The sequence below is a fragment of the Tindallia californiensis genome, from assembly GCF_900107405.1.
GTDB lineage: Bacteria > Bacillota > Clostridia > Peptostreptococcales > Tindalliaceae > Tindallia > Tindallia californiensis.
In genome coordinates this window covers 113,218-134,734 of the sequence record NZ_FNPV01000010.1, presented here as the reverse complement: position 1 = coordinate 134,734, position 21,517 = coordinate 113,218, and the positions used below count along the sequence as shown (strand labels likewise).

At 41.8% G+C, this 21,517-nt stretch carries 17 protein-coding genes; 2 read left to right on the top strand and 15 right to left on the bottom strand.

The features are described 5' to 3' along the window. On the top strand, positions 1-513 hold a 513-nt coding region (locus tag BLV55_RS13185; RefSeq protein ID WP_143033220.1), incomplete at its 5' end, for a chloride channel protein. Positions 514-567: 54 nt separating this feature from the next. On the opposite strand, the gene BLV55_RS13180 is transcribed toward BLV55_RS13185, so the two are convergent. The 4 genes from BLV55_RS13180 to BLV55_RS13165 form a co-directional block, all read right to left on the bottom strand. Then, positions 568-2,385: a ferrous iron transporter B gene (locus BLV55_RS13180; protein WP_207646083.1), complete on the bottom strand. Its 1,818-nt coding sequence runs from the start codon at positions 2,383-2,385 to the stop codon at positions 568-570. Further along, a complete protein-coding gene (locus tag BLV55_RS13175; RefSeq protein WP_093315220.1) occupies positions 2,382-3,419 on the bottom strand; it encodes a lysylphosphatidylglycerol synthase transmembrane domain-containing protein in 1,038 nt (345 codons plus the stop codon). Before BLV55_RS13175 ends, BLV55_RS13180 begins: the two co-directional genes overlap by 4 nt. Next, on the bottom strand, positions 3,416-3,997 hold the full coding sequence (locus tag BLV55_RS13170; RefSeq protein WP_093315218.1) for a class I SAM-dependent methyltransferase: 582 nt from the start codon (positions 3,995-3,997) through the stop codon (positions 3,416-3,418). The genes BLV55_RS13175 and BLV55_RS13170 overlap by 4 nt, the downstream gene beginning before the upstream one ends. Before the next feature lie 157 nt (positions 3,998-4,154). Then, the gene (locus BLV55_RS13165; protein WP_093315216.1) at positions 4,155-4,433 is read right to left on the bottom strand and encodes a FeoA family protein; all 279 of its coding nucleotides are present in this window, start codon (positions 4,431-4,433) and stop codon (positions 4,155-4,157) included. A 359-nt stretch (positions 4,434-4,792) separates the two neighbouring features. On the opposite strand from BLV55_RS13165, the gene BLV55_RS13160 reads away from it, so the two are divergent. Continuing rightward, complete coding sequence (locus tag BLV55_RS13160; RefSeq protein WP_093315214.1) at positions 4,793-5,488, top strand: TVP38/TMEM64 family protein; 696 nt, start codon at positions 4,793-4,795, stop codon at positions 5,486-5,488. A gap of 99 nt (positions 5,489-5,587) precedes the next feature. On the opposite strand, the gene nhaC is transcribed toward BLV55_RS13160, so the two are convergent. The 11 genes from nhaC to BLV55_RS13105 form a co-directional block, all read right to left on the bottom strand. Beyond that, the gene (gene nhaC, locus BLV55_RS13155; RefSeq protein WP_093315212.1) at positions 5,588-6,982 is read right to left on the bottom strand and encodes a Na+/H+ antiporter NhaC; all 1,395 of its coding nucleotides are present in this window, start codon (positions 6,980-6,982) and stop codon (positions 5,588-5,590) included. A 396-nt stretch (positions 6,983-7,378) separates the two neighbouring features. Further along, positions 7,379-8,749 (bottom strand): sigma-54-dependent transcriptional regulator, encoded by a 1,371-nt coding sequence (locus BLV55_RS13150; protein ID WP_242870130.1) that lies wholly within the window; start codon positions 8,747-8,749, stop codon positions 7,379-7,381. Next, entirely contained in the window at positions 8,730-10,763 is a 2,034-nt protein-coding gene (locus BLV55_RS13145; RefSeq protein WP_093315210.1) for an ATP-binding protein, read from the bottom strand. Before BLV55_RS13145 ends, BLV55_RS13150 begins: the two co-directional genes overlap by 20 nt. Positions 10,764-11,177: 414 nt before the next feature. Beyond that, a complete protein-coding gene (locus BLV55_RS13140) occupies positions 11,178-13,127 on the bottom strand; it encodes a beta-propeller domain-containing protein (RefSeq protein WP_176968415.1) in 1,950 nt (649 codons plus the stop codon). 71 nt (positions 13,128-13,198) lie between these two features. Continuing rightward, positions 13,199-13,576 carry a hypothetical protein gene (locus BLV55_RS13135; protein ID WP_093315206.1) on the bottom strand — a complete coding sequence of 126 codons (378 nt, stop codon included), beginning with the start codon at positions 13,574-13,576 and terminating at the stop codon, positions 13,199-13,201. Between the two features lie 126 nt (positions 13,577-13,702). Then, positions 13,703-14,665 carry an ABC transporter ATP-binding protein gene (locus BLV55_RS13130; RefSeq protein WP_093315204.1) on the bottom strand — a complete coding sequence of 321 codons (963 nt, stop codon included), beginning with the start codon at positions 14,663-14,665 and terminating at the stop codon, positions 13,703-13,705. A gap of 12 nt (positions 14,666-14,677) precedes the next feature. Next, a complete protein-coding gene (locus BLV55_RS13125; RefSeq protein WP_093315202.1) occupies positions 14,678-15,658 on the bottom strand; it encodes an ABC transporter ATP-binding protein in 981 nt (326 codons plus the stop codon). Between the two features lie 23 nt (positions 15,659-15,681). Then, on the bottom strand, positions 15,682-16,701 hold the full coding sequence (locus BLV55_RS13120) for an ABC transporter permease (protein WP_330386631.1): 1,020 nt from the start codon (positions 16,699-16,701) through the stop codon (positions 15,682-15,684). A 20-nt stretch (positions 16,702-16,721) separates the two neighbouring features. Further along, positions 16,722-17,651, bottom strand: coding sequence for an ABC transporter permease (locus BLV55_RS13115; protein WP_093315200.1), 930 nt, complete (start codon positions 17,649-17,651; stop codon positions 16,722-16,724). 171 nt (positions 17,652-17,822) lie between these two features. Beyond that, positions 17,823-19,340: a glutathione ABC transporter substrate-binding protein gene (locus BLV55_RS13110; RefSeq protein ID WP_093315199.1), complete on the bottom strand. Its 1,518-nt coding sequence runs from the start codon at positions 19,338-19,340 to the stop codon at positions 17,823-17,825. Positions 19,341-19,979: 639 nt separating this feature from the next. Then, positions 19,980-21,320 (bottom strand): MATE family efflux transporter, encoded by a 1,341-nt coding sequence (locus tag BLV55_RS13105; protein WP_143033218.1) that lies wholly within the window; start codon positions 21,318-21,320, stop codon positions 19,980-19,982. Positions 21,321-21,517 lie beyond the last annotated feature (197 nt).

The following is a 21,517-nucleotide window of genomic DNA, read 5'->3' as shown; positions in this document are numbered from 1 at the left end:
CATCCTATTCTTGGTGGCATTTTAACAGGAATCCTTCTTTTTTATTTGCCTGACGTTGGAGGAACTGGAACGGCTATGATTCAAGGTATGATTAACGGAAGTTTTCCCATCGCTTTCTTGTGCTTTCTATTAGTAGGAAAAATGTTAGCCACTTCTTTCACCGTAGCGTCTGGCGGTAGTGCAGGATTAGTGATTCCTTCTTTATTTCTTGGTGCCATTACTGGTAATTTGCTTTCTTCGATTTTAGTTGCCGATGCCGGTCTTAATGCTTCTTTGGTAATTGCCGGTATGGCTGCCAGTCTAGCCAGTGTTGCCAATGTTCCTGTAGCGGCTGCCATCATGCTGATCGAAATGGTAGGTCTACAACTAGGTGTTCCTGCTACTCTCGGCAGTATTATTGGCTATGCTATTGGCCATAGTCGAGTTATTTATGGGGTCACTCGCCCGGATCAATGGCAGTTTGAAGAAACAACTAAATGGCGAAGCATCGACGCTAAATCCGATTGTCACTAATGATCAGGTGCACGAGGGGGCGGCACAAAGAGACGCTCTCCTCGTATTTTTGTGTTAAACAAATAGTGATCCGATGCGCATGATGATGCCCCCGATAAGAAAGGCAAATGTGCTGGTGGAGAGCAGAATTAATGCCGTAATCTTCAGATTGAATTCTCTTGCTAAGGTAGCAAGAATTGCTACGCAGGGAACATACAACAGTCCAACGACAGCGGCGGTGAAAAGCTGTAGCATGGTCAGATCCATGTCAACCAGCGGCACCACCGTCAGCTCCCGCCGAAGAATTCCGAGTATTAAAGGTACCGATGCTTCCGCCGGTAATCCCAACCACCCTACTACCAGTGGGCTAAAAAACTCTCCAATACGTTCCATTATACCCGATTCATAAAACACGGCAGCAACCCCAACAATGGCCATCATAGGTAATGCGCCTTCACCAATATAATTCTTTACTTTCGACCATACTTTACTTGCGATCACTTTACCTCTTGGAAGTAGCAGCTCTGGAATTTCCAGTATGGTATGGGGTCGATTACCAGGCAATATCTTAAAAACAACCATCCCGGCAAAAAAGACTATTAAGAAAGAAAAGATAAAAATCATTAACAACCCTATAATGGATCGTTCTGCCAATAGGGAGATAAAAGCACCGGTCTGGGCGACGCAGGGAATTCCAAAGCATACCATGGTGGCTACGGTAAGGCGTTCTTTTTGACTGCTCAGCTGCCTGGTAGCCATGATGGCCGGTATTCCGCAGCCATAACCCAAAAGTAAAGGAACCATGCTGGAGCCTGGCAAGCCTAATTTGTTTAATAGCCCATCTAACAAGGCGCCCAATCTTGGAAGGTAACCGCAATCTTCCATCAGGCTTAAGGCAAGATAAAAAGAAATCACATAGGGCAGTACCAATGTAAAAGGCCATTCTAAGCCTTTCACAAAAATTCCATACTCTCCGATTAACACTTCCAAAATAAATCCTTGAGGAACAAAGCTTTCAATCACTCGGCTAATCCCGGGTATGATAATATTTCTGAATAATGGCAATAACAAGTACCGTCGAAGGCTCATTCCAAAACCTACAACAATTCCAAAAACAATCATGAGAATAATTCCTGCCAGAGGCAGGCCAGGCCATGGCCTTACCAATCGTTCTCCCCATATTTCTCTTGTGGATTTTTGAGAAATTTCTGGTTTGGTTTTTACTTCTTGGGTAATTTCTTCTGCTTTTTTCCAAAGCTCTTCCCGATATTCATGAGAAATAGCTGGAGTACGGCTGGTTTCTTTTTCGGTATTTTCTGTGTACAGCATTTGACTCAGGGCTTCCTTCACCACATCCACTCCAGCTTTATCGATGGCAACGGTTGGAATAACAGGAACCCCTAGTCTTTTGGAAAGTAGTTCCACATCTATTTTTTCTCCACGATCCTTAATCAGATCCATTCGGTTCAGCACTACAATGGTGGGTATTTGATACTCCATCACCTGAAAAAACAGATATAAACTGCTTTCCAGATGATGTGCATCAATCATGCTGATCACGCCATCAGGTCTTTCATCTATTTTAAAGTCCTGAAGGCCACCTTCTTCATGGCAATGATTGATTTTTTTAGAACTTATTCGTCCCTGAAGCATTTCCACAGCTACCCGCTCAGCCTCGTTATTGATTTCCAGGGTATAGGTTCCGGGAACATCAATAAGATTGGCTTTTTGTTGGCCTAGCTTCATTTCCCCTGCCGTAAATTCCACGGTAGTGCCTACGTAATTGGCTACACTAATGTTCAAGCCTGTGAGGTTGTTAAACATCACGCTTTTCCCAATATTAGGCTGACCGATCATAAGGATGTTTAGCTTGTCTTGTTGACTCGTCTTCAACGTGCATCACCTGCTTTGAGTTTTTTTGAGTTGCTTAAGGATTTTTCAGCTTTTGCCTTATTGATATAATAGATGGTCACACATCCAGATATCATTAACGGAATCCAAAAGGTGATCACCCGTGTTGTCAGTGCAATGGAAAGAGCTTCATAAGAAGCGATTCCTTCAGAAGATAGCACCAGTGCCATGGTTCCCTCGAAGGTGGCCAAACCTCCCGGCAGCAAGGGGATCATACTCACTAGGTAAGCTGTGTAGGTTGAGATAATCACCACCACCTGATTCAGGTTGTATCCCAGCATTCTAGCCACCAGATAGACTTTAACGGGATATAGTGCCCATACCATAAAAGCAATACTAAACAGAAAGACCCTTTTACGAGTGTCTTTGATAATGGTTTTAGAATGTTGAGAGGTTTCTATCATAAAGTGGTAGGCTTTTTTGATCTTTTTTATGATTTTTTCAAAAAAAGGAGGATAGGTTTTGATGTCTTTGAAAGTTCCTTTTGGAGTGGCACGGGCATGGATTGTCTGTAAATTAAAGAACAGGAAGAAGCATCCTAAAAACAGTAAAAATCCTAAAAAGGCTAAATAGACAAAAAGTGGCAGGTCTATGCTAAAAAAAGCCACTATCAAAGTCGCTAAGCTAATCAGCAAAAAAGGCATCATGGAAAAAAACTTACTTAAGAAAGTAATCGCTGTAAGCTGTGTATATTCCAAACCAGTCTCTTTTTGCATTAAATATACTTTCAAGGCTTCTCCACCTAGTTTTACTGATGGTGTAACACTTTCTACAAAAGCTCCCGCAAGATTGATGCCAAAAACACTCCCGAGAGAAACCTTGGGAGATTTCTGTTTCAGCAGATAATGCAATAGATAACTGGTAGCAAAAAGGGTTCCCAGCTGCAACATTGTCAACCAGAAAAGCTGTAGGAAAGTTATACGACTGATTACTTCGTAAACGTCCTCCCAACCTAGCATCAACATAAGGCCAATACATAAAACAACTCCTAAGATCAGTAATAAGGTTTTCTTCAACTTGTTTCGCCTCCTCTTCGTTGTGAGGATCCTTTGGAAGAAAGGACAAACAAATAAGATTGTTTGAAGGTTTTCATGTTCTGAAACACTTTCCCATGAACTTCATCCAGATGACACAAACCACCGTACTCTTCCCTATATGCTTCCACCGGTTGTCGAAAGACAATTCTCCCACCATCGCTGCCAACGTTTTTAAGGTTTTTCAGCATTTGTTCTTTGTCCTTTATGTGCAGGGCAATAAGCGCTACGGTAAAAGATGGCAGTTTTTCTGGCGAACCATTCCCTACTCGTATTTCTATATTTTTATCAAGCCCATACTTTTTCAGATAGTGCTGAGCCATGCGGACAGCTTCCGGATCTTTATCCAGGGCAATCACCTTTGCTCCTGTCATTTGAACGATATGCAAAGCTGTAAAAGGAATGGCTCCACAGCCAATATTAAGAACAGTGTCTTCTTTTGTGATCCCAGCCAATTCCACTTCTTTTTCCACCACAGGCTTATACAAATAATGATAAAGACAAAAGGTAGGATAAAATGCACCGACGGTTTTTTCCAATGACTTAAATAGTTTCTTCACAAAACAACCTCCACTCCTGTATCAGGATTTTCTTCCTAAACAGGAAAACATCAATACACATTGAAAAATCAACATATATTGATGTAACTATGTGTGTTTCTATTTCTTTTTTTATCCCTACTACCCTACAGGTTTCTTAATACCATACCAGATTTCTTTAATACTCTACTTGAATCCTCTGTGCGACTTCCTGCCCTAAGGCAATGTTTCTACCATCGATACAACAGAGAATTGGCCCATTCAGGATCCCTTTAGCCATCACGGTGACTGTCTTATTGATTCTAAATCCCAAAGAAGCTAAATAGGAATCCGACGGTACATTCACAATGGTACACTGTTCACCACATGCCAGCTGTCTTAACGAGCGACCTGAGCAGGATAAATCTTGACTCACCTTATGATTTGTTTCACAGCAGCAACTGTTACTCTTCGCCATACGAAGCCACTTCCTTCCTTAATAATGCCTTTTAGAAGCATTTTCAATAATGCCTTTTGGAAGCATTTTCCGAAATGATCGATAATGATATTCATTAGTCTTGTTTTCATTGTAAAGCAACATCCATTCTCTGTCAATAAATGTAGTCGGTTATTGTGATGATGCTATGATTATGTCATGTGACATTTATTCTGGTAAAATGTCACCTATGCGAAAAAAAATAATAAACATGACTCTGGAAGAAACTATTTACTTTTTACAAAAAGCATGGTATTCTTAAATTGTAATTGCGAATCATTTGCATTTACAATTCCCTTTGCAGCCCTATTCATTGATAGTAAGAAAAGAAGGTGATCGATATGTCCTTACATCTAAATGGCAAAAAGATTTTCCAAGGATTCTTTGCTCTCGCTCTATTCTCAGCCTTTTCTTTCCACTTAAGAAATCCTATAGACCTGTTTCACTGGTCACAAAGCAACTATAAAAGTTTCTCCCATTTTGTTGATCAGCATCTCTTTTTAGCAATGCTTATTTTTTTCCTGGTACGATTTTTCTTTGCGGTTGTCTCGATTCCGGGAACCGGGGTGCTAACACTCTTAGCCGGTGCTCTTTTTGGATTTTATATTGGCTCTTTGCTGGTGCTGTTGGCTGTCAGTTCAGGTGTCTTAGTCGCCTTTTTGCTGACACGGTATTTTTTCAAAGAGCCATTGAAAAATCAATTCAAAAAACAGTTCCAGTATATTGACACTTTAGACCTTCGTTATGGCAGCAGCTTACTGTTTTTCCTGCGGTTATCAGAATTTACCCCTTCTGTGGTGATTAATTCTTTTTTCGCCCTCACTCCTATGAAGGCTAGCACTTATTTCCGGGTGAGTTTGATAAGCATTGTGCCCGGAGTTCTTTTATTTACCAATGCTGGCTTACAGCTTTCAGAAATACAGCAGCCCTCAGATTTTTTTAATATTAATATCCTTATCACCTTAGTGTTTATCGGCCTTCTTCCTATTCTTTGTGAGTATCTTTACCTAAGGCATCACCATAAGCTAAAGGTTTGAAAAAACTTTGTAAAAAAAACGCCTTTCGACAGCATCATAAAAGATGTGCACGAGGCGTTTTTTCTTTTTTCGTTTTCTTTCGTTTTTTGTGAATCCAGCTTAGCTCTCTTTCATGACGGAATCATATAGAAATCGGTTTGTAAATCCATAGATGATGCTGATAATAATACAGGAAAAAGCCAACCACATAAAGGGTAAATACTCTAATGTGGAAACTCCTAAGATGCCCGCCATGTATACTCCATTGTCACTCCATGGCACCATCCCAGAGGTTAAGGTTGATCCAAACTCTGAATTTCTTGAAAGTACGCGGCGATCTAGCCCTAGTTCATCTATTTTTTCACTCATGATTTTAGGGGTCAGAATCAAGGCAACGTACATGCCACTTCCAAAGAAATTTCCAAAAAATCCGGTGATAATGGTAGCCACCGAAGCCGTTCCGGCATTTGTCACCCACTTATCCAGCAATACTCTTGTTAGCTTTTTCAAGACTCCAATTTCTCCTAATAATCCTCCAAAGCCTAATCCAAAGATAATAATAACAAGCGAGCCCAACATCGATGCCATTCCACCTCTACTAAGAATATTATCAATAAATTCAAGGCCTGTATCCTGTGGAATTTGTGCCCAAGCAGTTGTTAGCGCTACCGTGGCCGGTAATCCTTGAAAAACAACTCCCCACACAACTCCCAAAAATGCACCAAAAGCAATCACTGGAATAGCCGGCTTTTTCATTACCAATAACGCGATGATCAGCGCCATGGGAATTAACGAAAACAGATTCACATTAAAGATGGTACTAATCGATCCCATAACGGTTTCTACCTGGCTTAAATCAGCCGCACCATCACTATAACGAAAGCCCACAATGGTAAAAGCGATGGATGTGATCACATAGGCCGGTACCGTAACCGGAATCATTGCCTTCACGTGATCAATAACGTCTACATTCGACATGGTTGCTGTTAGAATCGTGCTGTCGGACACCGGAGAAAGTTTATCTCCAAAGTATGCACCGGAAAGCACGGCACCGGCGGTTAAAGCCGGGGGCATTCCCAGACCGGCACCAATACCCATCATAGCAATTCCGGCGGTTCCTGCCGAACCCCAGGAGGTGCCTGTTGTAAGAGAGGTAATGGATGTTATCAATAAGGTCGCTAATAAGAAAATGGACGGATGGATGGTTTGAAGTCCATAATAAATGAAGCTGGGGACAATACCACCTGAAATCCAGGTGCCGATCAGCGCTCCCACTGTAAGCAAAATCAAAATGGCGTTCATTCCATTAGCAATCCCTTTGATGGCTGCTTTTTCCATATCAGCATAGGCCATCCCCATCGATTTTCCAACGGCAAACGCCAGGAACCAGCCACCAAAAAGAGCCAGTTGAACACCAATTCCAGAAGAAATAAAAATAAAGGCCAACACTAAAAATCCACCTAACACAAACAGCACTTGCCACATCTTTGGTAACATTTCATTTTTTTCTGTCATTTTCCTCCCCCTTCACCTTGTATCTTAAGGATTCCGCTTTTACCTTAACCCTTTTTCTTCACCCTCGTTTTGAGATCAGCCTATCGATAGATCGCTACCAAGACCGGTTTTCTTCATACAATCCTCCTTTCACTGCCAGAGCCCTTTCTTCTTTAGGATCTATTGACACAGAATGCTTTATTCGATGACTACCATTGCTAAGCATTCCGCTTATAGAATATGCAAATTTTATGCCAGTTCAGAATATTTTCCAACAACCCACTTTTCCAATACTTTGGATATAAAAAACAGGTGTATCCTGAAAGGACACGCCTGTTAGGTGGAAAATTTTTTCCATCTTGGGTGGAAGTTTTTTGCCATGTAGGAAATTTTTTTCCTGTATGGTATCTCTCCGACTTATTTTAACCCATACTCTGTGATTTTATTGAACAGCTGTCTTCGGCTAACATGAAGTTTTTTTGCTGCTTCCGAAATATTCTGATTGCAAAGCATCAACACCTCTTCAATATAACGGGCTTCAAATTCTTTTCGGACATCTTTTAGTGGTTTGATGATACTGGAAGCTGTCTTCCTCTTTGCCCCATCATTGCTTCGAACTTCAGGTAATTCAGCTTCTTTAATAACTCCTTCCGTTGATAAAACAACCAGTCGCTCTACTATATTTTTCAATTCCCGAATGTTTCCCGGATAAGGATAGGTGAGCAAAAAATCCATCACGCTCGCTTCAATCCGGTGGATTTTCTTTTTCATTTCCTTTTCTGATGCCTGCACAAAATAGTTGATCAGATCAGGAATATCTTCTTTTCGATCTCTTAAGGGTGGAATTTCCATCGTAATGGAACTGATCCGAAAAAAAAGATCTTCCCGAAAAATTCCTTCTTCAACGGCCCTGTGAAGATCTCGGTTGGTTGCACAGATCAAGCGAAAATCAACATCAATTCCTTTGTTACTGCCTATTCTTTCAATTTTTCTTGTTTCAATGGCTCTTAACAATTTTGCCTGGGTGTTCAGGGAAAGTTCACCGATTTCATCTAAGAACAACGTGCCTCCATGAGCCGCCTCAAACCTTCCTTTTCGCCTTTCGATGGCCCCTGTAAACGAGCCTTTTTCATGTCCAAAAAGCTCTGATTCCAGCATGTTTTCAGAAAGAGCATGACAGCTAACCGCCATAGAACCATGATTTTTTCGTTTGCTGCAATGATGAATATAATCAGCCATTACTTCTTTTCCCACACCGGATTCGCCTAAAATCAGAATGTTAATATTGCTCTGTGCCGCTTTTTCAGCCATTTCTAATACTTTTTGAAATTTTTTATTTTTTGTATTGGCCATACAGCTAACGGAAGGCCGCAGACTTCTCAGCCTTTCATTTTCACTTTCTAAGGAAGCAAATCGCTCGATTTTTCGAATTTCTATCAGCAAGGCTTCTGTATCATGGCCTTTGATAAAATAGGTGAAAGCTCCCTTTTTCATTGCTTCCACTGCGTTTTGAATGGTTCCGTAGCCTGTAACCATGATCACTTCCGTATCACTATAATTTGCTTTAATTTGCTCCAGCAGCTCCATGCCGTTAACTTCGTCCATCATCAGGTCCGTTAATACAAGGTGATAGTTTTTCTGCTTTAGCTTTTCCAAGGCTTCTTTTCCATTGGCAGCCGTATCGGTTTCATATCCTTTTTTTTCTAGGATTGTCTGCAGCACTTCTCTGTATGCTTCTTCATCGTCTACAATCAGTACTGTTAACATCTTACGCTGATCCATCTTCATCCTCGCCTCCTTCCAGCGGCAGACTGATCCGGAAGGTAGCACCTTCTCCGGGGACACTTTCTACCTGTATCTTTCCTGCCATCTTTTTCACTTCATTGTACACAATATATAATCCGAGACCAGTTCCTTTTCCCATGGCTTTGGTGGTAAAAAAAGGATTGAATATTTTCTCTTGATTTTCTGGTTCAATCCCAACACCGGTATCGGAACAGGATAGCAGCAACCTATCTTGCTGTTTTTCACAGCCAATGGTTAATCTGCCTCCTTCAGGCATTGCATCAATAGCATTGGAAATCAAATTAATCAGTATGTGTTTCATTGCTTCCTGATTAAGATAACACTGGCTGTCTACCTGACAAATAACTTCTTTTTGGATGTTTTGGTTTTTCATTTCTTTACTTTCCAGATTCATGACATTTGCAATCACTTCGTGAAGATATACCTTTTCTTTTTTATCTTCTGTTAATCTTGAAAAGTTAAGCAAATTATCAATCACGTTGCTGGATTTTTTTACGGAACTTTCAATAACGTCTATTGCTTTTTGATTCAAAGAATCCTGCATGCTGATATTTTCCTTTAAAAGATAACAATAGCTTCGGATTAAACCAAGAGGATTTCTGATTTCATGAGCTACTCCTGCCGCCAACTGGCCTATGGCTGCCATTTTATTGGCATGTAACAGCTGTTGTTCCCCTATCCTAAGGTCTGTCATGTCTTTGATCATGATCAGTACCCGCTCTGTTTTTCTTTCCTTATCCTTTAACGGAAATGTGGTTTTTTCGTAGATCCGATTGTCGTATTCCATTTCTTTCCGAAAGTCTTTTTCTTTTATCAGGGTCTTTTTCATCAGACATTCATTGCAACTGGTATGAAGCAAGCCAGGGTAATCCTTGCAATTCTTTCCGATAATTTTATCTGATGGGTGCTGTATCAATTCACAAAAGGCTTTGTTCACATTTAAGATGCGACAGTCTTTATCAACCACCACCATTAAATGAGTTAAGCCATTAAAGGTGGTTTCTAAGTCATTTCGACTGACAAACAGTTCCTCTGTTCTTTTTTCCACTTCTTTCTTTAACTGGTTGTTCCATGCATAAATCAGGAGCATTGCTATGGCAAAAATGGACAGAATCCCACCTACACTGATAACCGTCCTCTCCGAAACCCTTTCTTTAATAAACGGGGCTGATATTCCAAACCATTTACGTTGAATATCGGTCATGGTTTCTTTTTGATTCAGACTTGCAATTCCTTTATTTAGAATGCTTAGAAGTTTTTTCTCTGATTTTGGAACAGCCAGAACGCTCTCTATTTCGTAAAGGGGATTTTCTGCAATTTTATATTCATCGCTGATGCCCATTTGATCCAGCATAAAGCTGATGACCGGTTCATCGCCCACAACGGCGTCCACTTCTCCACTTTTTAATAGACGAATTCCTTCTTTGTAATTTGGCACATGACGGAAAGTCACTTGCTCTACTCGACTCTCTAGGAACCCATTCACATAATCACCTTTTTGTGCGGCTACGGTTTTAGCCTTCAAGTGATCATAGTGCTTAATCTGGTCGTTGTCCACTGGTATCAGGATAATACCCCGCTGATTATAAATTGGTTTTGAAAATAAAAAATGTTCTGCTCTTTCTTCCGAAGGGTACATATCCGCAATCTGTGTTTCACCTTTCGCCAAACTCGCCAAGGCTTCCTCCCATACGAGCGGTTGAACCTGTATCTCTTTTCCCAGTTCAATAGAGAGGGCATTAATGTAGTCAACGATAATTCCTTTGTACTGACCGGTTTTGGGATCCTGAAACCTTAATGGAGGTGCATATTGATCCGATCCATAAATAATTTCTCCATAGACCTGTAACCATTCACGTTCTTCTTCTGTCAGACTTCCATTGATTCCAAAAAATTCTTTCAGATTAGTATTGTAACCAGTTCTTAAAATCATATCTACCGACCCAACGATCAGTAGGATAAAAATCAAAGCGAACACCACCATCTTCTTTCCCATGCTTGTGCTCTCACCTCCGAGACAAGGGGACGTTTTCAGATTGCTTTCGGACTTCTTTCGGAAGCACGCCCTCCTTCGCTCACATTATCCTAAATAGGCCTATAAATCAATATATAAAAATACCTGCACCCCTTCCCTTGTTATAGAAGCCTGCTGAAATGAAACCTAGTGCTCCGAAAATCTTTAAGAGCCTTCCAGAAAACTTCTTTAAAAGCACTTGACATCGCCAACTACTATCCTACAGTAACATCAGATAATGATATCAATGCTTAGTATTTAGTGGCATATGGATAGCTTTTGGTTTCATATCGATAGCTTTTCGTCTCATATCGATAGCTTTTCGTTTTGTTTTCCGCTCATTTAAAAGAGGAAAGGACAAGAGAAGCATCCCCTTGTCCTGCCCTTTCCCTACCGCTATTCTCCAATGATCACTTCATCCCGTAATTGAAAACTTCCTAGGTGATGGCGTTGCACTTTATATGGCGAAGTGGTTATCAAGGTATCCCCCACGTACAGAATCCGGTCGATGTTTTTCTCACTTCCATACCAATAGTGCCCTGCCTTCATATAATCTATCAAGTTTAAGTGTGAAATACTGGCGCTAAGCTGGAAGCCTTCCTCCAGATCAAGGCTGTATATATGGGCTCCCTGAAAAGTGAACTGGCCCCACTGCCATGGATTTTCCATGCTATCCGCCGTTTTTTTCATAATGGTAATGGGAAAAGCAATCATATCCTTTTCTTTTGAAAAAAGTAATGCTTTGTGATTTCGCAATAATGCTGAATCCGTACCGGTATCACCAATTTCTATCTTGAATTTTTCTATAGGCTCTTCCACATTAGATACATCAAACACGCCTATCTTGAACCCTCCCGGTATGGCATTGCCTTTAACGTCATATACTTCTTTTCCAAAACCAAGGATATGATTTTCATCGTAGGGATGCAAGTAATCACTATACCCTGGAATTTTAAGGTATCCCAATATTTCTGGCGCTGTCGGTTCCGCAAGATCAATGACATAAAAAGGATCAATTTCCCGAAAGGTTACCAAGTAGGCCCGTTCTCCCATAAACCTGGCGGAATAGATTCTTTCTGTCGGTGCAATATCTTCAATGGCTCCAATTTGCTCCAGATTCATGTCCAGCACATAGACATGATTTTTAGATGTTTGCTCGTCTGTTCGCCACATTTGTCCAGTGGTAGTAGCAATGCGAAAGCTCTGATCAAATTCATCCATGGAAAATTGATTCAGCACCCTGCCAGGAACCTTTCCTGTAGCTTTATGGGCGATGGTTCCTTCTTCTAATGCAAATCGAAATAAGTCGGTTTGCGATGCGCCATCTTCCCATTTTTCCATGGCCATATAGAGGTTTTCCCGAGAAGCGTACAGATTGTCTCCCCGACCCAGAAAGACATCTGTATTCACCGGTTGATTCGGTCTATCCAACCGAAGACCTGCCACGGTAATGTAGTTCGATTCGATTGCACCGGGAAAATACCCAATGTGGTCAAAATCAATTTGCTGCAACGCTCCATTTTCCAGCGCCGAATCTGAAAAAACCGGTTTCAACAGAGTTTCTGCCTTTTCAGATGCATCCTGCATGATCCAGTAGGAATCGAAGTGTCTGTTCGTAACAAAGTAAAGTTCTTGATCAATTTTTCTGGACGATAACAACCGTCCTTCCAGGATAACTTTTCTTTCAAGCCTTGGTTCAGCCGGGTTTTCTACATCATAGACTAGTACACTGGTGGTAGTAGGCCGGTTCCAGTAAGGTGGGGGATAGATCATTCTTTCGTCTATCTGTGGGAGGACATCTGATGCCGACATTTCCTGATCCAAAGCTGAATCATAAAGAACTGGATCCTCTTTGGGTCGTATTGGATGGCCTGTTCCCAGAACGACTAGCTGGTTTTCATCCAAATAAATCTCACTGGTTCGAAAGTTTTCCTCTACCTCGATAATGCCTGTTTGTTTCATTGGAGAATCCGGATCGACACTTAAAATGACTATGCGATTCGCCTCCGCCCGATAAAGGTATTGACCGTCGGTTTTGACTACATCCCCTTCATCAACACCTTCCACCTGGATATTCGTAACCGAATGTTCTGCTGGCTGACTTCCGGCACTTTCTTCTGCTGGTGCCGCTTCCATAGCATCCTTCATAATCATCTCCGGTTCACTAACATGTCGATAGCCGTCATGAATCATCTGCTCTTCCAACAAGGTGATCAGCTCATCAAAACCACTGAGTTTTTCAATTCCAGTGACTTCTTCAGCCTCTACGCCAATACTCGAGTGCGGTAGCAGCCAAACTAAAAACAAAAACAACAGAAGTCCAATTTTCTTTCGATTCCCAATCATCCCACTCTCTCCTCCTTTAAATTCCGTGCGGCTTTTTCTTCTATTACCCATATAGACGTAGATTTTCTCTATTAGTTGCAAAAAAACAGAACCAGATCCAAAAGGATCGCCATCATAAAAACCACGAAGGCTCGATAAAAATGAATGGCCCTTTCTTTTCGAAGAGAGAGTTTCTCCAAATACTGTTCTTTTAGATGGCTGTGAAACATGTTTTTGAAGATTTTTTTATCCCGCTGGATACCAAAAAAAAGAGCATAGCAGCCTAAAACGACTCCCATTAAGAAAATAGCATTGTTTGCCAGTTGCCGTAAAGGTTCCTGAGACAAGAAAAAACCATAGACAGCTCCCATGACAGCAGCAATCAGTGTCGCCAACAGGCCTTCTTTGGTAACAAGCCAAAGCACTGTGGAAAGCCTCGGAATTTTTGTGTAATCGTATTGGTTGGACATTGAAATTTTCCTCCCCCATGGGCAAAGATCAAAAAAGAGAAAAGAGCTCAATTTTGTGGTCAGGAGCCCTTTTCATCAAAAATATACAGCTTGGAAAAGAGTCTCTGCTCTTTGTAAACCATTCCGTTATTTTTGTAATTCTTCCACTAAATGGCATAACACAAATCGCTCAGGTTCATACTCCCTTAACTCCGGGGTCTTTGTTTTACAAATATCCTGTCGATGTCGACATCGACCGTAAAAACGGCAGCCTTCCGGAGGATTTATAGGGCTTGGTACGTCCCCTTCAAGAATAATCATATTATCCGGTGCATCTACCCTGGGTACTGGTATGGCCGACAACAAGGCTTGGGTATAGGGATGCAAGGGATTTTTGAAAATAGCGTTGTATTCAGAAAGCTCCACTACTTTCCCAAGGTACATCACCGCAATTCGATCACTCACATGTTTCACCACGCTCAAATCATGGGAAATGAAGAGATACGTAAGACCCAGTTCCTCCTGGATATCCTGCATTAGATTAAGAATTTGGGCTTGAATCGATACATCCAGAGCGGATACCGGCTCATCCTGAACGATGAACTTGGGATTTAGGGCCAGCGCTCTGGCCACACCCACCCGTTGACGTCTTCCACCATCAAGCTCATGAGGAAAGGCATTTAGGAGTCTTGGGGTCAGACCAACCGTATCCATTAACTCCTTCACCCGATCCGTCACTTTTTTTCGATCCTTGAATACTTTATTGATTAAAAGAGGCTCGGAAATAATTTGCCCCAGGTTCATTCTTGGATTCAGGGATGCATAGGGGTCTTGAAAGATGATTTGCATATTCTTTCGAGCTTCACGCATCTGGGATCCGTTAAAATCCACAATGTTTCTTCCCTCAAAGTTTACTTCTCCCGCTGTGGGTTCAACCAGTCGCAGTATGGCCCGACCCGTAGTGGATTTTCCGCAACCAGACTCGCCTACGAGGCCTAAGGTTTCTCCTTCTTTGATAAAAAAGCTGACGTCATCTACGGCATGAAGCATTCCTTTCGGGGTTTTAAAATATTTTTTCAGATTTTTTACTTCTAAAATATTTTTCAACATTCCTTTCACCTCCTACTTTCTGTATTGTTCTGCCGGATACAGATGACAATTGACAAAATGCCCTTCTTTCACTTCCGCTCTATCCGGCAGTACTTTTCTGCAAATGTCCATGGCCTTAGGACATCGTGGATTAAATGGACATCCTTCAGGAATTTCCGTTGGATCCGGCATCAACCCTTTTATGGGCTTTAACCGCTTTTCATCCTCTTCGACATTGGGAATAGAACCGAACAACCCTTCCGTATAAGGGTGCAATGGCCTTTCGAACAGATCGCTTACTTTGGCATATTCCACCACGTATCCCGTATACATAATGGCTACTTTATCACAAATATTTGCCACTACTCCCAGGTCATGTGTGATCATGATCATGGATGTTTCAAATTCGTCTTTCAGTCGTTTCATGAGTTTCAAAACCTGAGCTTGGATGGTTACATCCAATGCCGTGGTGGGTTCATCTGCGATCAACAGCTCTGGATTACAGGCAAGGGCAATCGCAATGACAATACGTTGCCTCATGCCACCACTGAATTGATGGGGATACTCTTTGCCACGTTCCCTTGGGATACCTACGGTTTCAATCATGTCTCTGGCCTTTTCCAAAGCTTCTTTTTGATTTGCCTTTTGGTGAAGTAAAATCACCTCGGCAACTTGATCTTCCGTAGTCATGACCGGATTCAAGGAAGTCATGGGATCCTGAAAAATCATGGAAATTTTATTTCCTCGAATGTTTCGCATTTCCTCTTCCTTTTTCTTCAGCAAGTCTTCCCCTTTAAAGAGAATTTCCCCTTGGACTATTTTTCCCGGAGGGGCTGGAACCAATCGCATAATCCCTAGGGCCGTTGTGGTTTTTCCCGCACCAGTTTCTCCAACAATTCCAATGGTTTCTCCTATGCCAATTTCAAAGGTCATATGATCGACGGCCTTTACAACCCCGTCATCCGTATTATATTGAATGGACAAGTCCTTTACTTTCAACAAATCTTTTGCCATGTACGACACTCCCTTCCTTGACTTTAGCCTTTTAACCTTGGATCCAATGCATCTCGAAGACCATCCCCCAGCAGGTTCAGACCAAAGATGGTAAACATAATTGCAAGCCCTGGGAAAATGGCCATCCACCAGGCATCTCGGATATATATTCGAGCCGTAGACAACATCGCACCCCACTCAGGAGTTGGCGGCTGAATACCAAGGCCGATAAAACTTAGGCCGGCTGCAGAAAGAATGGCTTCCGCAACCCCTAGGGTTCCCTGCACAATAATAGGGGCCATACAGTTGGGCAAAATATATTTGGTGATGATTCTAAAGTCATTGGCTCCAACGGCTTTTGCCGCCTCTACAAACTCCTGATCCCTAAGGGAAAGTACCGAGGCACGAACGATTCGAGCATACCGGGGTATCGATGCAATCCCTACGGCAATCATGACATTTACAAGCCCTGGCCCTAGGGCTGCGGCTATGGCTATGGCCAGTAATATTCCAGGAATGGCCAGCAAAACATCCATTAAACGCATGATGACGTTATCAATTCTACCACTGTAGTACCCGGATATAGAGCCGAGGATTCCACCGACAACCATTGCCACACCAACGGCAATAAAACCTACCATAATCGAAATTCTACTGCCATAGACGACCCGGCTGAAAATATCTCGTCCAAAATTATCGGTACCAAACCAGTTATCGGAATTCGGCGCCACCCGAACATTCTCCAGATCTTGTGTTTCATAGTGGACCGGTGCAATATAATCTGCAAAAATCGCAGTAAGCATCAGGGTTACAATGATCAGCATTCCCACAATAGCTGCTTTGTTCTTAATCAATCGTTTCCAAACTTCTGCCCATTGACTCTTTCTCTTTGGTGGTACAATGGTTTTCACATCCATCTTTTTCTCTTGACCTGTTCCAGGACCACTATGAATTTCCGTTTGGGATTGATAATTCTTTACTACCGCATCCTCCCTGGTTAACTCTTTTGCCTTTTGGGGGGTTCCTTTATCCATTAAACCATTATCATCATTATGAGGTGACATTTTAGGACCTCCTTTTCTGATTATTTGTATTGAGCCTTGATTCTAGGATCAATGAATCCGTATAAGATATCTACCAACAGATTAACAAGGCTAAAGGTCAGGGCAATAAACAATACCCCACCCAGAACCATGGGGAAATCCCGCATTTTAATGGAATTCACCATCAAAAGCCCAATACCATTAATGGAAAAAACGGTTTCTGTAAGTACCGCTCCCCCCAGCAAGTATCCAAATTGCAAACCGATTACAGTAACTACAGGGATCAAAGCGTTCTTCAACGCATGACGATTGATGACCACAGACTCCTTTTGTCCCTTGGCCCGAGCCGTACGAATATAATCTTGCCGGATTACCTCCAACATACTGGACCGTGTCATCCGGGTAATCATAGCTGCTGAACTTGTTCCAATGGTCAAAGCCGGCAAAATCATATGCATCGGTGTCGAATAGCCTGACGAGGGAAACCACCCTGCCCACACCGAAAATATGAGAATGGCCAGCAAGCCCTGAAAAAAGTTCGGTATGGACACTCCAATTAAGGCAAACATCATGGCCACATTATCAAATAAGGAATATTGTTTGGTTGCGGAAATAATCCCAACGGGTATTCCGATGGCCACCGCCACCACCACTCCCGTAGCTGCCAAGGTCAAGGTCGTTGGAAAGCGACTGATTAACTCATCGAATACCAATGTATTAGTCCTATAGGATCGACCAAAGTCTAGCTCTGTGAATACACCTTTGGCAAAACGGCCATACTGGACAATAAAGGGATCATCCAAGCCCATTTGTTCTCGAAGCTGTAAAATTTGTGTTTCTGTTGCCTGTTCTCCAAGTTGAATGGCCGCAGGATCTCCTGGGGTAATGTACATTAAGCTAAACACAATGAAGGATACACCAATCAATACGGGTAATAGCAACAGTATTCTTCGACCAATATACTTTAACATTATTGCTCCTCCTTTCTAATCTATCGGAACTGTCTGTCAGTTTTATATTGATTATGATGAATTTTCAAAATAATTCCAGAGAGCACAGTAGGGTCATGGCTATGACCCTACTGTGACTTGCCTCTTCTGGCTATCCCATCTGTTTTCCAGATGGATTCTTCATGTATTTAGTTATTCTACAACGACATCCCACAGTGGGTGATGACCCGCTGGATGATTTCTAAATCCCTTTACATTGGCACGAAGTCCGGTTCGATCTTCCCCAGTGTTAAGGAATAACCAAGGTGCTTCGTCTCGTACGATTTCCTGAACTTCCCTGTATGCTGCTTCTCGCACGTCAGGATCTGCGGATCTTCTGGCTTCATCCAATAATTCATCCACTCGTTCATTGGCATAGAAGGTTCGGTTTCCAGCTGCTCCAAATTGTTCTGAATGGAACAATGCATATAATCCATAGTCCGGATCTCCTGTTACCGTAACCCATCCTAAGATAAACATATCATGCTCTCCATTAGCAGTTCCTTCCAGATATGCTCCCCACTCCAATACTTGAATATCTACTTCAATTCCAATTTCCGCTAACTGACTTTGAGCAATTACTGCGATATCTTGTCGAAGTTGATCATCATTTGTCCAGATGGTGGTTGAGAATCCGTCTTCCAAGCCAGCTTCATTCATTAGTTCCTGAGCTTTGTCTATATCGTGTCCATAAGGCTCTAGTTCGTCATTCGCTGCCCATACCATGGGTCCGATGGGTCCGGTTGCAACTTCCCCAGAACCTTCCATGACGGTATTAATGATGGATTCCACATTAATAGCATAGTTAATGGCTTGCCGAACTCTTACATCATCAAAAGGCTCTTTTTTAGCGTTAAATCCAAGATACACCGTTGAAAAGTTTAAGTCTCTTGCCAATACTAATTCATCATTTCCTTCAATTCTTGAAATATCCGTTGGTAACGTATCGTAAGCAATATGAATTTCGCCGGTTTCCAGCTCAATGGTTCGGTTTCCAGCTTCTTGAATACTTCTAAAGGTGATTCTTTCCATTTTTGCGTTGTCACCATGGAAATCTTCAAATCTTTCTAACTGAATCTGTGATCCTCTTGTCCATGTATCAAGCATATAAGGTCCGGTTCCTACTGGATTTTCACCATAATCATCCCCAAACTCTTCTACTGCCTTTTGATTTAAAATGGAAGTCCCCGTATGGGCTAAATGGGCCATCAGTGGTGCAAAAGGATCCTTTGTTGAAATTCTGATGGTATAGTCATCCACAATTTCAAATCCGTCGGGATCAATCTCCCCTACAATATGGCCTACATTGGCAGAATCTAATGCTCGAAGCAGTGTGAATTCTACGTCGCTTGCTGTTAATTCTTCTCCGTTATGGAACAGCACTCCTTCTCTAAGCTTAAATTCAAAGGTTAAGTCGTCAATTTTTTCCCAGTCTTTTGCAAGGCCAGGAACTAGTTCCATGTCTTCGTTTTGATCTACAAGGGTTTCATAAATCTGTTTCATGACTCTTGAAGAAGGTTGGTCGTTGGTTGCATGTGGATCCAATGAATCCGCATCGGCACCCTGGGCCACAACAAGTGTGTTGTCCGATGCTGCATCGCCACAACCCGTGGCAAAGGCAGCAACTATTAATAATACGGTTATCAATAATGCAATCTTCTTACTGTTCATTCTTTTTCTCCCCTTTTAATAATTAAATTTATATTAATTTCATCTAAAGACCGATAAGTCTTCAGAGAAAATAATATCCTGTGGAATTGTGACGCTTTTTGAAAAACGTAATTAAAAAGTTTCAGTCTGGTTAAAATTTTGTAATAAACGCTTCTGAAAATTTAAGCAGCCCAAGGGCTACTTAATCGCTTTTAATTTATTTTCCAATTCCAAATTCATTGTTGAATTACCATTGTTTTGAAAATTCAAGTCAGGCTAAGGCTAGTTAATACTTGTTAGATCTACTTCTTCATTCCATTATATACTTTATCGCCATTATACCTTATTGTTTTTCCCAATGCAATATGCTGATTTATAGGCAAGACTAGACAAGAGGACGCTTCACGCTATCATGGTTTCAAATTTTGCAAATTCAAGAGTCAAATCCACCGAACTTCCAAACTCTCGTATCCATCCTTCTATTTACCTGACAACTCGCTTATCAAGCGAAAAAGCGATTGTCTATCAGCCAGTATGCCAACACTTGAAATCCTTTTTTTCTTTGCTTGAAATACCTGTGTCAGAAATTTTTCCCGGTCACCTTCTTCTAGCACTAGGTTCCCGTCACTAAAACAGGACAAGAGAGGTGTCCCCTTGTCCCTACGCTACTAACGTCTTCATCCATCGATTGGATTCGTACCTTCTCTGAACTATCAGCCCTTGAATCATTGATTCTGCAAACATAACAGCAACAACCATTGGTAATGGCCATTCCAGTAAGTTAGCGGCTACATAGGTAAGTGGAATTCCTATCAGCCACATCACTAAACCTTGGGTCACGGTACTGAACAGCGCATCTCCACCACCCCGTAAAACCCCTACTATCATAATCATATTGATCATCCGAAGAGGAAACATAACGCTATGAACACGCAGTACAGAAGTAACCAGCCACTTTACTTCTGCCGTCACGTTGAACAAGGAACTGATGTAAGGTGCAATGAAAAACAGGAGGAGTGCTAAGCAAAACCCAACTTTCAATCCCATGCTTCTTATCTTTTGACTAGCCCACATGGCACCTTCCAGATTTCCTCCCCCTACTTCATTTCCAACCATAACCAAGGCTGAATAGGCAAGGCCAAAGGCAATGACCATAAACAGATTGATCATGGTACTGCAAATTTGCATTGCCGCCGCTTGAGGAATACCAAGACGAGCATATAGGCTAACATAGGTCACCATTCCCAAACCCCAACAAGCCTCATTACAAAGAATAGGCCAGGTAACGCTGTGCAGTACTTTTTTCGTATCGGGATGAAGCCGAATAAAATCCCTGGGTTTTACCGCTAAGTCCGTCACTTGGTAGTACACAAAAATAAGTAGTATAAGGCATTCGATCCCTCTCGCCACAATAGTTGCTACCGCTGCTCCTTCAACACCCATCGGCGCCATTCCCCAACGGCCAAAGATAAGGATATTGTTTAGGATCATGTTGATCACCAAACCTATCAAACTGGCATACATGGGGATTTTGGTATGATTAATGCTTCGTAAACCTGCCGCTAATACAAAGGAAATACTGGTAAACAGGTATCCTATCAAGGTTATCTCTAAATAACGAGAGCCATGATAAAGCACTACTTCACTTCCATTAAAAATCCCAATGATGGCTTCTGTCCATTTATATCCAAAGAGCATAAAAACACCTGTAACAGCTGTTCCATAAACTAATGAACGAGCCAGCACTTTTTTGATCCGTTTTTTCTCCTGACTTCCCCACAATTGGGCAATAAAAACGGCAGCACCTCCGGCAATGCCGTACATAAAAAGTGTAAATAAAAAATAGTACTGGTTCGCAATCCCTACGGCCGCCAGTTCACTTTCTCCCACCCGTCCTATCATAAAGGTATCTACCAGGTTAAGACTGGTGGTGATCAGGTTTTGAATAATGATTGGCAATGTAAGCGTAAATAAATAGCCTGTAAATGATTTTTTCTTCATCCTTCTTTCTCCTTTTTCTGATTTAGGCAAAAAAAAACATCCTTTGAGTTTTTTTCAAGTGGATGTTCTACACTTTGCATCTGTTGCGATCTGCATCGCCCAGCCTGCGGTATTTTTTTGTCGACAGCTTCTATATAACCATATTTTGACAAGGATGTCAATCAAAATATGGTGTAATTGTGTCATCTATTCTATGC